The organism is Rhizobium aethiopicum, assembly GCF_900094625.1.
Taxonomy (GTDB): Bacteria; Pseudomonadota; Alphaproteobacteria; order Rhizobiales; family Rhizobiaceae; genus Rhizobium; species Rhizobium aethiopicum.
Window position 1 is genome coordinate 135,040 of sequence record NZ_FMAJ01000014.1, and the last position, 14,051, is coordinate 149,090.

The 14,051-nt window shown below is 62.0% G+C and carries 6 protein-coding genes, 1 tRNA gene and 1 pseudogene; 5 read left to right on the forward strand and 3 right to left on the reverse strand.

The genetic code is table 11. The annotated features are described in order from the left end of the window. Positions 1 to 6: 6 nt before the first annotated feature. The gene (locus tag GA0061105_RS24950; RefSeq protein ID WP_092753560.1) at positions 7 to 1,899 is read right to left on the reverse strand and encodes an AsmA family protein; all 1,893 of its coding nucleotides are present in this window, start codon (positions 1,897 to 1,899) and stop codon (positions 7 to 9) included. A 256-nt stretch (positions 1,900 to 2,155) separates the two neighbouring features. Here GA0061105_RS24950 and GA0061105_RS24955 point away from each other — a divergent pair, with 256 nt between their 5' ends. Further along, positions 2,156 to 4,108, forward strand: a complete 1,953-nt coding sequence (locus GA0061105_RS24955; protein ID WP_092753562.1) for an acetoacetate--CoA ligase — start codon at positions 2,156 to 2,158, stop codon at positions 4,106 to 4,108. A gap of 256 nt (positions 4,109 to 4,364) precedes the next feature. Here the strand turns inward: GA0061105_RS24955 and GA0061105_RS24960 are convergent, their stop codons facing one another. Continuing rightward, entirely contained in the window at positions 4,365 to 8,159 is a 3,795-nt protein-coding gene (locus tag GA0061105_RS24960; RefSeq protein WP_092753564.1) for a sensor histidine kinase, read from the reverse strand. A gap of 213 nt (positions 8,160 to 8,372) precedes the next feature. Here GA0061105_RS24960 and GA0061105_RS24965 point away from each other — a divergent pair, with 213 nt between their 5' ends. From GA0061105_RS24965 to GA0061105_RS24975, 3 genes and pseudogenes are all read left to right on the forward strand, one after another. Further along, entirely contained in the window at positions 8,373 to 8,822 is a 450-nt protein-coding gene (locus tag GA0061105_RS24965; protein ID WP_064693881.1) for a phasin, read from the forward strand. A gap of 130 nt (positions 8,823 to 8,952) precedes the next feature. Further along, a tRNA-His gene (locus GA0061105_RS24970) sits at positions 8,953 to 9,029 on the forward strand. Positions 9,030 to 9,118: 89 nt separating this feature from the next. Further along, a pseudogene (locus GA0061105_RS24975) lies at positions 9,119 to 9,555 on the forward strand (DUF4174 domain-containing protein). Between the two features lie 321 nt (positions 9,556 to 9,876). Here GA0061105_RS24975 and GA0061105_RS24980 read toward each other — a convergent pair. Continuing rightward, on the reverse strand, positions 9,877 to 10,785 hold the full coding sequence (locus GA0061105_RS24980) for a nucleotidyltransferase and HEPN domain-containing protein (RefSeq protein WP_092753588.1): 909 nt from the start codon (positions 10,783 to 10,785) through the stop codon (positions 9,877 to 9,879). A 330-nt stretch (positions 10,786 to 11,115) separates the two neighbouring features. Here GA0061105_RS24980 and traA point away from each other — a divergent pair. Beyond that, on the forward strand, positions 11,116 to 14,051 hold a 2,936-nt coding region (gene traA, locus GA0061105_RS24985; protein ID WP_092753566.1), incomplete at its 3' end, for a Ti-type conjugative transfer relaxase TraA.

Genomic DNA, 14,051 nt, shown 5'->3' on the forward strand with positions numbered 1-14,051 from the left:
AAGGCTTCACGGCCCGTGGGGTGTGCCGCCAAAAAGCGGAACCGGCGAGAAGACCGGGTTCGGCCAGGAGCCGCCGACAAAGAACGGCAGAAGCGGCAGCTCCGCCGCCTTGGCCGGATCGGTCGCCTCCAGTGATCCGGACAGCGCCAGTCCGTTCGACTGATAGGTGATGACGCCGGAAAGCGTCAGCGTCTGCGCCGGTCCGGCGATATGGGCGTCGTGGATCTCGGCTGAACCGTTGGCAAAATCAGCCTGAAGGTCCAGTCGGTTGAAGCTGAAGGCACCGCCTGCTGCCGCGCTCAGCGGGAAGAACGGCTTTTCGGCGGCTTGCGTCCTGAGCGCGCCGGCATCGATGCCGGGGATCGTTCCCTCTTTCGTCCAGAAGTGCAGCTTGCCGCTGACGTCGGCAGGACCGGTCGTCCAGATCGCTTTCGGCGACTGCAGGTCGAGATCGAGCGATCCCGTCGCAAGCGGCAGCGGCCCCTTGAGCTGCAGGCGTTCGGCAAGGCCCGCGAAGTCGGCATCGCGGATCGACAGCCGCAGCTTGCCGCCGCCGTCGAAATCGCGCCGGGTCGCTTCCAGATGCGCGGTCATCTGGCCGCCTTCGAAGCCGCTGTCACCGATATCGAATTTCGCCTCGCCGCCGGTCACGATCATGCTGGCACCGACGTCGGAAAGCTCGAAGCGGCCCATCTCAGCGCGCCGCGCCGAAAGCCTGACGTCGACGTCGAGCAGCTGCAGCGGTTCGCTGATTCCGTTGGAGATTTCCTCCGCCTCGCCGGCTGCCAGTCTCAGCGCGAAGGCGTCGAGGAACGGCTTGAGGTTCATCCGGTCGAAGGCGAGCGTGCCGCCGATCTTCGGCCGTTTGCCGGCACCAGTCGAGAGGTCCATCACGCCGGTGGCGCTCGCCTCGTTCAGCGAGAGGCTGAGATCGTTGAAACGCAGCCCGCTGCCCGACGACATGATGTCAGATTCCAGCGAGGCGCTCTTCAGCGTCCCGACGCCGGGGATCGATCTGCCCGACCATGCCAGAAGCGCCGGCACATCGGGAATGCTGACAGCGATATTGCCGGAAAGGGCCGAAAGGCTGGCGATGCTGGCGATCCCCTGGAAACGGGCCGTCAGCAGGTTTGACGTCAGCGATGTCCGCGTCTCGGCGCTCTTGCCGGCAAAGGCGAGCAGCGGCTGGCGCGAGGCGAAATCGACCTTCAGGTCCACGCCGTTGATACGGGCGATGACGACGGCCGAGATCGCGCCCGAGAGCCGCGGCCAGGCGATGTCGGCCGTGACGCTGTCGAAATGGAAGGTCTTGGCGTTCTTGATGTCGGTAACGGCTAGCGTGCCGTCCTCAACGGTCACCGCACCGATCTCGGCATCGAGAGCGGGATCGAGCACCTCCGCGCCGTTTTCGTAGCGCACGCCGCTGATCGCGCGGGCAAGCAGGCCGGCATAACTCCAGTCGATGAGGCCGTTTTCGTCACGCGTCAAAGCCAGACTGGGCCGCAGCAGATGGAATTCGTGGAAGCTCGTCCGGCCTCTCAGCGCATCGATGAGGCTGAAATCGGCCGACAGGCTTTCAATGCTGCCGAGCAGCTTGTCGCCGCTTTCGCGCGGCTGGCGGATGGTGACCTGGTTAAGCGTAATGCGCGGCGTCGGCCAGAATTCGAGTACCGGATTGCCCGCGATCTCGGCATGATAACCCGTCCATTTCGACAGCGCATCCTCGATGCCGGAGCGCACGAAGCCGGTCGTGATGAGATAGGGCGCAGCGACCCTGAGAGCCACAAACAGCGCCAGCGCGATCAGCAGAAACAGCGTCGAGACGCGGGCGAAGGCCGGAAGCCAGCGCGAAACGGGTCCGATCTTCCTGCGCCACCTGCGATGTCTAGACGTGCCCATGATCTCCGCCGGTAATTCGCGGGTTTTCCCGCGCCGATTTCGCCCGATATATGAAATATCGGGCCTATGCAAATCTAATGCATGTCGCCCGGACGTGTGCAGCGGTTCCGGGATAACGGCATGCATAAAGCAAAGAGCCGGATCGTGGCGCATGAATAGTTCCATGCGAGGCGGTTTATAGGTTTAGGATCGGGCGGCTGCGCGCTTTATATTGCAAGGCAGCTTGATAAGGGGCGCCATTGGGGAGGAGGAGTGAATGCAGGATGATAAGCCACTTTGGGTACCTTCCGCCGAAATCGTCGCCGCAAGCCCGATCCATGCCTTCATCGAGCGTTGCAATGGCGAGTTCGGGCTTTCGCTTTCGGGCTTTGAGGACCTGCACGCGTGGTCGGTGGCCGAGCGGGAGAAATTCTGGTCGAGCATCTGGGAGTTCTGCGGCGTCAAGGGAGAACGCGGCGCAGAGGTGCTCGTTGACGGCGACAGCATGCTCGGCGCCCGCTTCTTTCCCGATGCGACGCTGAATTTCGCCGAGAACCTGTTGGCCGGCCGCGGCGAGGCCGATGCCATCATCTTCCGCGGCGAGGACAAGGCCTCGGATCGCTGGTCGTGGGACCGGCTGCGCGCTCTGGTGTCGAAGCTGCAGCAGGCCTTTGCGGCACTCGGCATCGGCAAAGGCGACCGCATCGCCGCCATGATGCCCAACATGCCGGAGACCGTCGCCGCCATGCTCGCCGCCGCCTCGATCGGCGCCATTTGGTCGTCCTGCTCTCCCGATTTCGGTGATCAGGGCGTTCTCGACCGCTTCGGCCAGATCGGTCCAAAGCTCTTCATCGCCTGCGATGCCTACTGGTATTCCGGCAAACTGCAGGATGTCGGCCCCAAGGTTACGGCGGTGGCGAAAGGCCTCGGTATCCCGACCATCGTCGTCCACTATGCTGGCGATGCCGAGGCGGTGATGAGCAAGACGCCCGGGGCTTCGACGCTGGATGCCTTCCTTGCGCCCTATGAGGCCAAGGAGATCGCGTTCACGCCGCTTGCCTTCGCTCATCCGCTCTACATCCTCTTTTCCTCAGGCACGACGGGCGTGCCGAAATGCATCGTGCATTCGGCCGGCGGCACGCTGCTGCAGCATCTGAAGGAACACCGGCTGCATTGCGGCCTCAAGGCGGGCGAGAAGCTCTTCTACTTCACCACCTGCGGCTGGATGATGTGGAACTGGCTGGCCAGCGGGCTCGCCAGCGGCGCCACGCTCTGCCTGTTCGACGGCTCGCCTTTTGCGCCTGACGGCAATGTTTTGTTCGACTATGCCGAAGCAGAAAAATTCGCGATTTTCGGCACCTCGGCAAAATATATCGATGCGGTGCGCAAGGGCGGGCTGACGCCGCGCGCCAGCCACGATCTCTCCAGCCTGCGGCTGATGACCTCCACCGGCTCACCGCTGTCGCCTGAGGGTTTCACCTTCGTCTATGAGAATATCAAGAAGGAAGTGCAGCTCGCTTCGATTTCGGGCGGCACCGATATCGTCTCTTGCTTGGTGCTCGGCAATCCGCTGCAGCCGGTCTGGCGCGGCGAGATCCAGGGTCCGGGCCTCGGTCTTGCGGTCGACGTCTGGAATGACGACGGCAAACCGGTGCGCGGCGAGAAGGGCGAACTCGTCTGCACCAAAGCCTTCCCCTCCATGCCTGTCATGTTCTGGAATGACCCCGACGGCGCCAAATATCGCGCCGCCTATTTCGACCGGTTCGACAATGTCTGGTGCCACGGTGATTTTGCCGAATGGACGGAGCATGGCGGCCTCCTCATCCATGGCCGCTCGGATGCGACGCTCAATCCCGGCGGCGTGCGGATCGGCACGGCCGAGATCTACAACCAGGTGGAACAGATGGAGGAGGTTGCCGAGGCTCTGTGCATCGGCCAGGAGTGGGACCACGACGTGCGCGTCATTCTCTTCGTCTGCCTTGCCCCCGGAGTGACGCTGACCGAGGATCTCGTCAAGGCGATCAAGACGCGTATTCGCACCGGCGCCTCGCCGCGCCATGTACCGGCAAAGATCATCGCGGTTGCCGATATTCCACGCACCAAATCTGGCAAGATCGTCGAGCTTGCAGTGCGTGAGGTCGTTCATGGCAGGCCGGTGAAAAACCGGGAGGCGCTCGCCAACCCCGAGGCCTTACGGCTCTTTGCAGATTTGAGCGAATTGGGGGAGTGATAAGGAATCGTAAACTATAAGCTTTCACCATTCAGCAATCCCCTGTCATCGAAACCTTTCGTTAAGAAACCTTCGTCAAAGGTGAAACAACTTGGGGGCCGCACATGAACGAGGCGGTCTGAAGCCTGCGGGCTTACGAAACATGACGTTGATCGACTGAGCTCTTGTTGAACAGCACCCATTCAAGGCAGCCTCTGGCTGCCTTTTTTTTGCTTGCCGTGCACCGCGTTTCAGACGGCTCCGCCCCGTTGATCGATCAGCCAGCCAGCACGCGTTGCGAGGGGAAGGTGATTTCGACGAGCGTGCCTTCGTTCGGCGCCGAATTGATCGAGAATGTCGCCCGGTTGGCATCCACCATCGCCTTGGTCAGCGGCAGGCCGAGCCCGGTGCCGTCGCCGCGATGGCGTGACTGGGTCGAGGAGACCTGGCGGAACGGCTTCATCGCGTGGTCGAGCTCGGCGCGCGTCATACCGATGCCGGTATCGCGGACCCTCAACACCACGCTGCCATTCGCCTCGTAGGAGGTGGAAACGACGATCTGCCCGCCAGACGGGGTGAAGCGGATGGCGTTCGACAGGATGTTGAGCGCGATCTGCTTGATCGAGCGCAGATCGGCCACGACCTCGGGCACCGAGTGCGACAGCGCCGTGCGGATGATGACGCGCTGGCCGTTCGCCTGCGGCTGGACGAGGGCGACGGCCTCCGAGACTGCCTCGTTGAGGCCGACGGCGGCGAAGTCAAGATCCATCTCGCCCGCTTCGATCTTCGAAATATCGAGGAGATCGTTGACAATATCGAGGACGTGACGGCCGGAGCGGCCGATGTCGTTGGCATATTCGATGTAACGGGGATGACCGATCGGACCGAAGCGCTCGCCCGCCATCATGTCTGAGAAGCCGATGATGGCGTTGAGCGGCGTGCGGATTTCGTGGCTGACGCGCGCGAGGAAATCGGTCTTGTGGGCGTTGGCGGTTTCGGCCGCGCCCTTGGCGTTGCGCAGCTCATCCTCGGTGCGTTTCCACTGGGTGATATCGCGGATGACGGCGCAATAGCCGTTCGAGGAGGTAAGCCGGCCCATCGTCATGAACAGCGGCACGAAGCCGCCGCCGGCCTCGCGGCCGATCACTTCGCGCCCGTCGTTCAGCACGCTTGCGACGCCGTGGCCGGAGAGCCCGTTCAGATAGTCGAGGACCGCCTTCTGGCTCTCATGGGCAAACAGCATGACGAAGGGTTTGCCGCGCGTCTCCTGCTCGTCGTAATTGAACAGCGCGCTCGCCGACCGGTTCATTGAACGAATGTCGCCCTCCGTGCCGATGACGACGACGCCGTCGGTCGCCGTTTCCAGGATCGAGCGCAATTCCTCTACCTCGACCTGAAGTTTGGCGACCTTCTCGACCATGCGCTCGGGACGCGCCTCGGAGCGGCCGCCTTCGCCGCGGCCATCCTCCTTGCCCTCCACCGGCATCAGCGCCAGCATCAGGGCATTGGCATCTTCCCAGCGCACCGATTGCAGCCGCGCAGTCACCGGGGTCAGCCTGTCGTCGGCCTTGACCAGCATCATCGTGCCGGAACCGGCTGCCTTTTCCTCGAGATCGCGGCGCTGCAGCAGGGCTTCGATGCCGCCCACCTCGCGCAACGCGTCAAGCGAGTGGTAGCCCGTCAGCCGCATGAATTCGGGATTGGCATGGATCAGCGCATCGCCGACATGGATCAGCACTGCGACGGGAAGCTGGTCGACCGTTCCGGCCGAAAGCCCGTCGGTCATCTTCACGCGCGGCGGGATGAAACTTGTGAGAACCTCGATCTGGCTCACCGTCTCCACGAGCCCCTCCGTCGCCTCGTCCTCGCCGATGGCGGCGGGCTCTTCAGAGGCGCCGTCTTCGTCCAGCGCCTCGGCCGCGTTCTCGAAGATCGCTTCCTGCGGCGCCATCTCCTCGACGGGAGCTGTGTCGGCCGCACCGGCAACGGGCGTCTGGTCCGTGAATGTTTCCGGCTCCGCGCCTTCTTCGAAACCCGCCGTTTCCGTGGCGGTGGTTCCTGCCGGTGCCGGGGCGTCGGGCTCTTCCTTGCCGGCGCCGAAGGCTTCCAGGCGCTTGGCGATCTCGCGGAAATTCGCCTGTTCGGCGGCCGTCAACGCTGCGCCTGTGCTGTGCAGCTGCACGACCTTGTCGGTGAAACGGCGATTGGGCGCGTCCGCAATGCGAAGCGCCGGGGGCTCGTCTGCGGCATCGGCTGCCGCCGCTTCACCGGCGCCGTCATCGTTGCCGTCCCGCGATTCTTCGGCGGCGCTGTCGCGGGCAGGTGGCTCGAAGCCGGTCGCTTCGGGTGCCATCTCTTCGCTCTGCGGGTGGTCCTCGACTTCGTCCGCCAGGCTGGTTTCCGCCGGGGCCGCTTCGGGCGCAGCGTTAATGTCCTCTGCGGGTTCGGTGACAGCTTCGGCCGCCGGGCCGAGGCCTGCGGCATCATGGCCGATGCCGTTCGGGCCGAGCGTCAGGCCGAGCGCCAGCGGATCTTCCTGCGCGTCTGAAAGCCTGACGACGCCGAAGCCGCGGAAACCGTCGAAGTCGCGGTTGCGGGTGTAGGTCGGCAGGGCGGCGAGATCGACAGGAACAACGAGGCTGGTGCCTTCGATCGGCCAGAGGATCGTCTTGCCCGACCACGTGTCGCGGCGGGCGAGCGCCTCGGAAATCTTGCCGTCAGGGTCGAGATTGAAGAGAGCGGCGATATCGCCGAAGGCAGAGCCGATGATGGCGGATGCATGCGGACCGACAGCCTCGGCAAATTCGTGGCTGACCTCATTGAACCGGCCCTCCGCATCAATCTTCCAGACGAAGCGCGTGGCGCGGCTGTTCGGCCTGAAGACGAAACCCGGTTCCGGCGCAAGCGACGGGGCAGGGGGCCCGTCGGAAGCTGCGGTTGTTAAGACGGCCGCCTCTTCGCGAACGGCTTCCGGCGCTTCATCGACCGGCATTCGGTCGATCTCCACAGGTGTTTCCACCATCACGCTTGCTTCCGCCGTCTCGTCGGAATGGCTTGCGGTGTCGTCGGCGGGCTCGTCTACCTCATCCATGCGGTTCTTGGTCGCGCCGTCATCGTTCTCCGAGGCTTCGTCCGCGGCCGGATTCTCGTCCGCAAGCGCCGCCTCTGCGGATGTGAGAGCCGCTTCGGCCGGCTGTTCCCGGTCGTCGGCGGTCTCCTCCAGCTCCTCGACCTCTTCGATCCCCGAGACCGCATCGACGATCTCGCTGAGACCGGTTGCCGCAGCCGCCACTTCTGGAGGAAGTTCGGACGGCGACGGGCCTTCTTCCCCCGCGGGCGCGTCCGCCGCCTGCGCCGGTGCATCGACTGCGTCGAGCACGGGCGCATCGACCGGATCGAGATGACCGATCGCGGTTTCCACGGCGAAGAGCAGGTTGAGCGCCGGCTCGTCGCTGAGCTTTCCGACCGCAGCCGGCAGATAACCCCGGCCGGTGGCGACCGGGCGCTTCACCAGGCGGTCGGGATGGGCGCCAGCCAGATTGATCAAGGCCTTTGCGGTATCGCCGGAGATGGCAAGCGAGGCAAAGCCCGGCGAGGCCGCGATGACCTCGCCATTGGCGCCGATGACGGCCATATGCGTATCGGGGTCATCAAGCCCCTGCAGCATCTGGGCCGCCGCAGCACCTGCCGTCAGCGGCCTTGCCGACACCGGCACCGAAAACAGCATGGCCTTTTCGCCTGATGACAGCCGGATCAGTTCGGCCGCCGCCTGCACCTGCACCCGCTGAAAACCTTTGGCGATGCGGATCATCAGGCTTCTGTTGTCACCGATGTCGGCAAGCTGGCGCGCCGCCGTTTCCAGCTGGCGAAAGGTGATGTCGGTGCGATCGGCACCCTGGTCGAGCAGGTCGTAGACCGCCGAATGGCCGAAAAGCTCCGCCCCTGCGCCGTTTGCCCAGAGCAGGCGGGCAAGATCGGCCGAAAACAGCACCATCGCCTCGCCGCGTGAAAATCGTTCCCGTACCCGCGCATGCACGGCGACATCGATGAACGGATATTGGACTGCGGGCATGATCGAACCTTGTCGCTGTCGGCCTTCTAAATTAACGGCTTATTAATAACTGCAGGTCGCATGCCGGTCCAGAACAGCGGGGTGGTTTCGGCCCATAGGGTTAACGACTTGTGCACCGCACAATAAATGTTGCAATGCACAATGGAATGTCCTATATAGACGTCATTCGATGATCACAGGCAGCGACTGCCTCAGCCCAAAGGAATGCGACCCATGGCTACCATAAAGACCGACGACGTTTTTTCAATCGCTTCTTTCGACCCGTCCAAGCTGGCCGAATCCTTCCGTGAATTCGCTGAAAAAGGCGCACAGCAGTCAAAGGACGCCTATGCCAAGCTGAAGACGGCTGGCGAAGAAGCCGGCAAGACGCTCGAAGCCACCGTCCAGACGGCACAGGCCGGCACCGTCGAGATCGGCCTGAAGGCGATCGACGTCCTGCGCGTCAACGCCGAAACCTCGCTCTCTCACATGGAAGCACTGCTCGGCGTCAAGTCCGTCGCCGAATTCGTCGAGCTGCAGACCTCGTTCCTGCGCAAGCAGGCCGAACTCGCCGTCGACCAGGCAAAATCGATGCAGGAAACCACCAAGCAGGTGGCCGAAAAGCTCGCAAAGCCTTCCAAGGAAGCTGCCGAAAAGGCAATGGCATCCTTCAAGACCGCCTGATCGGGTTTGTCCCATCGCAAACAAAAGGCTGGACCTCGCGTCCAGCCTTTTTGTATATTGACGAGGAATGGGGCTTGAATTCATCGCCAAGTCCTCGTATGTGACCCCCGTCGCGTCAAACGTGATTTATGCGGTTGTAGCTCAGTTGGTTAGAGCGCAGGTTTGTGGCACCTGAGGTCGGAGGTTCGAGACCCCCCAACCGTACCATTTCCCCGCCACAGATGAAATCCTGTTCCCACCGTTGCAATGGAACTCATGCCGTTTCGATCCGTTCTCCGAGTCGACGGAGAATATGGATGTCGAAAACCCTCCTCTACGGTGCGACCAAGATCGACGAGACAACAGCGCCTATGCGCCGGTTGAAAGCCTCGCCGCGTTCCAGTGGAAGAACCGTGTTTTCATCCTTTTCGCCGACGTGGATAATGCCCGCGCCGCCCGCCAGGAAAACCAGCTGTTGGCAGAGCGCGCGGCGCTTGACGAGCGCGATGTGGTAGTGCTGAAGGTTTCCGGTGCTTGTGAAGGTTCGCTTTTCGGCGCTACCGAAGACCTCGACGGCGAGTCCGTCCGGCGCGATCTCGATGCGTTGGAGATTGGAGAATTCGCCGCCTTCCTTGTCGGCAAGGACGGCACGGTGAAGCTCACGCTCAGCGAGCCGATCACCGGTGGCGAACTCTTCGCCATCATCGACAGCATGCCGATGCGCACTGGCGAATCGCTGAAGCCGGACAAATAGGATCGGCCGAACATCATCTGCAACTGAACATTATGAATGAGAGGCAGCTCGTTGCGCTTCCGAAGTTCACCAACGAGATCGGCATTTGTTGCCGTACAGAGGTAACCCGCCCAGGCATTTGGGCCAGGGCACTTTTTTCATTCGATGCGAGCGAGGCGTTCAGAAGAAGCCGGGACGTGGTCTGGCAAGTTTACGTCAAATGAAGGCGCGGCTGCTTTGGTTTAAAAACCCACCAAATGAACCGCTCGATATCTCGATATCTAGAATCCCACCACTCTTTGGCACACGGGTATGACATCCGAATTTACGCGCGATGTCGAGTTACTCGCGAATCCGCTCAAGCCTCTCCAGATGCTCAAGGCACGCCGTCTTAACCAGCGCAAGCAATAACGCGGTTTGCTCTGCAAGCCAGCCAAGAGCCTCATCGCTGATCTCGAAATGCCTGGAATACCTCGCTTTCACATAGGCCTCGTTCAGCGTGTTGAACCAAGCGCGCTCACGATGTTGGTTACGAGGAAAAGCTTCGGTCAAACGCCGATCCTGTTCCTCGGCAAGAGAGCGGAGGAATTTGATGTTATGGGAAGGAGGGCCGTAGTTCGTGAGTGTCAGCAGGGCGCATGAATACGCTTGCTCAATCGTTTGGTGGAGCTCAAAAGCCGCAACGCGAAGTTGCCGCTCTCCTGCGTAGAACCGAGATCCTTTCAGAAACGTTTCCGCCAGGGAAAATCGGTCTATGAAATGCTCCTTTGCTACGCGCAGCCGGTCCGCCGGGGAGAGCGGTTGAGGCTCCGCAAGCGGCTCATCATCGAGCTCGTAAAGAACGATGCCTTCCTTGCGAATATCGGAGAAGAAGTAATGTCCTTCCCTGAGATAGGTGTTCACCTCGCGCCTGGAGTGAACGATGAAGCTCACCGGGGTTTCGATCGCCTTTTCGTGGATCAGCCGATCGGCGGCCTTGTGCCAGTAGTCGGCGAACTCGCAGAGCTTGCGATTGTTGACAATGATCAGAAGATCGAAATCCGAGCGATAACCCTTCATCGTGAAAGGTTCGTCTACCCATCCCCCTTTGGCGTAGGAGCCAAATAGGATAATCTTCACGATCCGGCCGCGCTTTTTGAACTCGGCCGTACCATCCTTCAGCGCATCCTCGAATTCCTCGTGGAGGATCTCCAGAACGCGGCCAATCTCGCGTTGTTTGCGGAGCGGCATATGGTTGAGGGACGACTTCATAGCACCATCGATAGGCGAAAGATCCTGCACCGTCTACGACAAATTTCCCACGGCTAAGCCCATCGGCCTGGGTGTCAAAACCGCTTCTCACGCGCTTGGTCATTGGGTGCCTCAACCGGGCGGAGCTTGTAATTGGGCGGTTCAAACCCCGCGCGCCATACTATCTTGAACAAGGTAGTAAAATAACCTAAATTGTGGTGATCGAAAACGGCACGTCGGAAAAAAACGCCCTGCAAACACTTTTTGGACGCGGCGGTGGACGTTCGCTCCGGTCTGTTCCCGGTGGCGATGCTCGCTGGTGCAACTTGATTCAGGGGGTAGGAGACATCATTGGCGATCATGTTTGTCAGGGCGCGGGTGATCAGTAGGGGCGCGGGACGCAGCGTCGTCGCCGCCGCCGCCTATCGTCATCGCACACGAATGACGGATCACCAAGTGGGCAGATCTTTCAGCTATTGCGGCGGGAGCCCAGAGCTGGTGCATGAGGAACTGGTACTTCCCGATCAGATCCCCGCCTGGCTGCACGAGACGGTCGACGGCCATTCGGTCGCCGGCGCCAGCGAGGCATTTTGGAATGCCGTCGATGCTTTCGAGACGCGGGCGAACGCGAGACTCGCCCGCGAGCTGATTATCGCGCTCCCGGAGGAACTGACGAGGGTGGAGAACGTCGCGCTGGTGCGCGAATTCGTGCGGGACACTGTTACCGCGACGGGGATTGTCGCCGATTGGGTCTACCATGACAAAGACGGTAATCCACACATCCATATGATGACGACGTTGCGGGCGTTGACTGAAGATGGCTTTGGTCCGAAAAACTCTGCTGTTTTGGGCGAAAATGGCGAGCCACTACGTCGTAAAAAAAACGGCAAGATCATCTATCAGCGCTGGGCTGGCGACAAGGAAACCTTGAAGGCCTGGAAGATTGCCTGGGCGGAAACAGCCAATCGGCATCTGGCGCTCGCCGGTCATGAGATCCGGCTCGACGGCCGCTCCTATGCCGAACAGGGTTTTGACGGCATCGCGCAAAGGCATCTCGGGCATGAGAAGGCGGCACTCGCCCGCAAGTGCAGAGAGCTCTACTTCGCTCCCGCCGATCTCGCCCGGCGCCAGGAGATGGCGGATCGGTTGCTGACTGAGCCGGAGCTTCTGCTAAAGCAGCTCGGCAATGAGCGCTCCACCTTCGATGAGAAGGATATCGCCAAGGCGCTGCATCGTTATGTCGATGATCCCGCAGACTTCGCCAATATTCGCGCCCGGCTGATGGCGTCCAACGAGCTGGTGATGCTGAAGCCGCAGGAGATCGACGCTGAGACAGGAAAGATATCGGAACCGGCCGTGTTCACGACACGAGACATTCTGCGCGTCGAATACGACATGGCCCAGTCCGCACAGGTCCTATTGAAGCGTGACGGCTCTGGCGTCTCGCCACGGCACCTCGAAGCTGCCATCAAAAGCGTCGAGACCAGTGATCCCAAAAATCCGTTCAGTCTCGATGCGGAACAGGTCGATGCCGTCCGTCATGTCACCGGCAACAGCGGTATTGCCGCCGTTGTTGGTCTTGCCGGCGCCGGCAAGTCGACGCTGCTGGCGGCCGCGCGAGTTGCCTGGGAAAGCGATGGCAGGCGGGTGATCGGTGCGGCGCTTGCGGGCAAGGCAGCGGAAGGGCTGGAGGATAGTTCGGGCATCCAATCGCGGACACTGGCCGCCTGGGAACTGGCCTGGGCGAATGGGCGCGACACACTCCATCGCGGTGATGTGCTCGTCATCGATGAAGCCGGCATGGTGGCCTCGCAGCAGATGGCCCGTGTGCTGAAGATCGCCGAAGAGGCGGGCGCAAAAGTTGTCCTGGTCGGCGATGCGATGCAGCTGCAGCCGATCCAGGCTGGCGCTGCCTTTCGGGCGATCACCGAGCGTATCGGCTTTGCCGAGCTTGCCGGCGTGCGCCGACAGCGTGAAGAGTGGGCGCGAGAGGCCTCACGGTTCTTTGCCCGCGGCGAGGTGGAGAAGGGGCTCGACACTTATGCCCGTCATGGTCACCTTGCCGAGGCAGAGACACGCGCGGAAACGATCGACCGGATTGTCGGCGACTGGACCGAGGCGCGCAAACAGGCAATTGTTCGATCCGTCTCTGAGGGCGGGGATGGCCATCTAAGGGGTGACGAGCTTCTCGTCCTTGCCCACACCAATGACGATGTCCGCAAGCTGAACGAGGCGCTGCGTGCGGTGATGGCCGGCGAGGATACGCTTTCCGACAGCCGCACCTTCCAGACGGCCCGCGGGGCGCGGGAGTTCGCCGCCGGCGACCGCATCATCTTCCTGGAGAACGCCCGCTTCCTCGAGCCGCGGGCCAGGAGTTATGGTCCGCAATATGTCAAGAACGGCATGCTCGGCACAGTCATCTCCACCGGTGACAAACGCGGCGAAGTTCTGATGTCGGTTCGTCTCGACAACGGCAGCCAGGTCGTCTTCAGCGAAGACAGCTATGGCAATGTCGATCACGGCTATGCCGCAACGATCCACAAAGCCCAGGGCACCACCGTCGAGCGCACCTTGGTGCTTGCCACCGGCATGATGGACCAACACCTGACCTATGTGGCGATGACCCGCCATCGCGATCGCGCCGATCTTTATGCCGCCAAGGAGGATTTTGAGCCAAGACCGGAATGGGGACGCAAGCCGCGTGTCGATCATGCCGCGGGTGTGACCGGCGAGCTTGTCAAAACCGGAGAGGCCAAATTCCGGCCTGATGATGAGGATGCCGATGACAGCCCCTATGCCGATGTCAGGACGGACGACGGAACCGTTCATCGGCTGTGGGGCGTGAGCCTGCCCAAAGCGCTCGAAGAGGGCGGGGTCCTGGAGGGCGACACCGTCACGCTACGCAAGGACGGCGTGGAGCGGGTCAAGGTCCAGATTGCTGTTGTCGATGAAGAGACAGGTCAGAAACGTCATGAGGAGCGGGAGGTCGACCGCAACGTCTGGACGGCCAGGCAGCTCGAAACCGCCGAAGCCCGACAGGATCGCATCGAGCGGGAAAGTCATCGGCCGGATCTGTTCAAGCCGCTCGTCGACCGGCTGTCGCGCTCCGGCGCCAAGACGACGACGCTCGATTTTGAAACCGAGGCCGGCTACCGGGCACATGCGCAAGACTTCGCCCGCCGCCGCGGGTTCGATCATCTCTCGCTGGCTGCGGCCGAGATCGAGGAGGACATCGCGCGGCGCTTTGCGTGGATGGCCGCAAAGCGGGAGCAGGTGGAAAAGCTCTG

What these genes read in the sequence shown, in the direction of transcription:
- GA0061105_RS24950 (WP_092753560.1), bottom strand. Translation starts at nt 1,899, where the DNA reads ATGGGCACGTCTAGACATCGCAGGTGGCGCAGGAAGATCGGACCCGTT.
- GA0061105_RS24955 (WP_092753562.1), top strand. Translation starts at nt 2,156, where the DNA reads ATGCAGGATGATAAGCCACTTTGGGTACCTTCCGCCGAAATCGTCGCC.
- GA0061105_RS24960 (WP_092753564.1), bottom strand. Translation starts at nt 8,159, where the DNA reads ATGCCCGCAGTCCAATATCCGTTCATCGATGTCGCCGTGCATGCGCGG.
- GA0061105_RS24965 (WP_064693881.1), top strand. Translation starts at nt 8,373, where the DNA reads ATGGCTACCATAAAGACCGACGACGTTTTTTCAATCGCTTCTTTCGAC.
- GA0061105_RS24980 (WP_092753588.1), bottom strand. Translation starts at nt 10,785, where the DNA reads ATGAAGTCGTCCCTCAACCATATGCCGCTCCGCAAACAACGCGAGATT.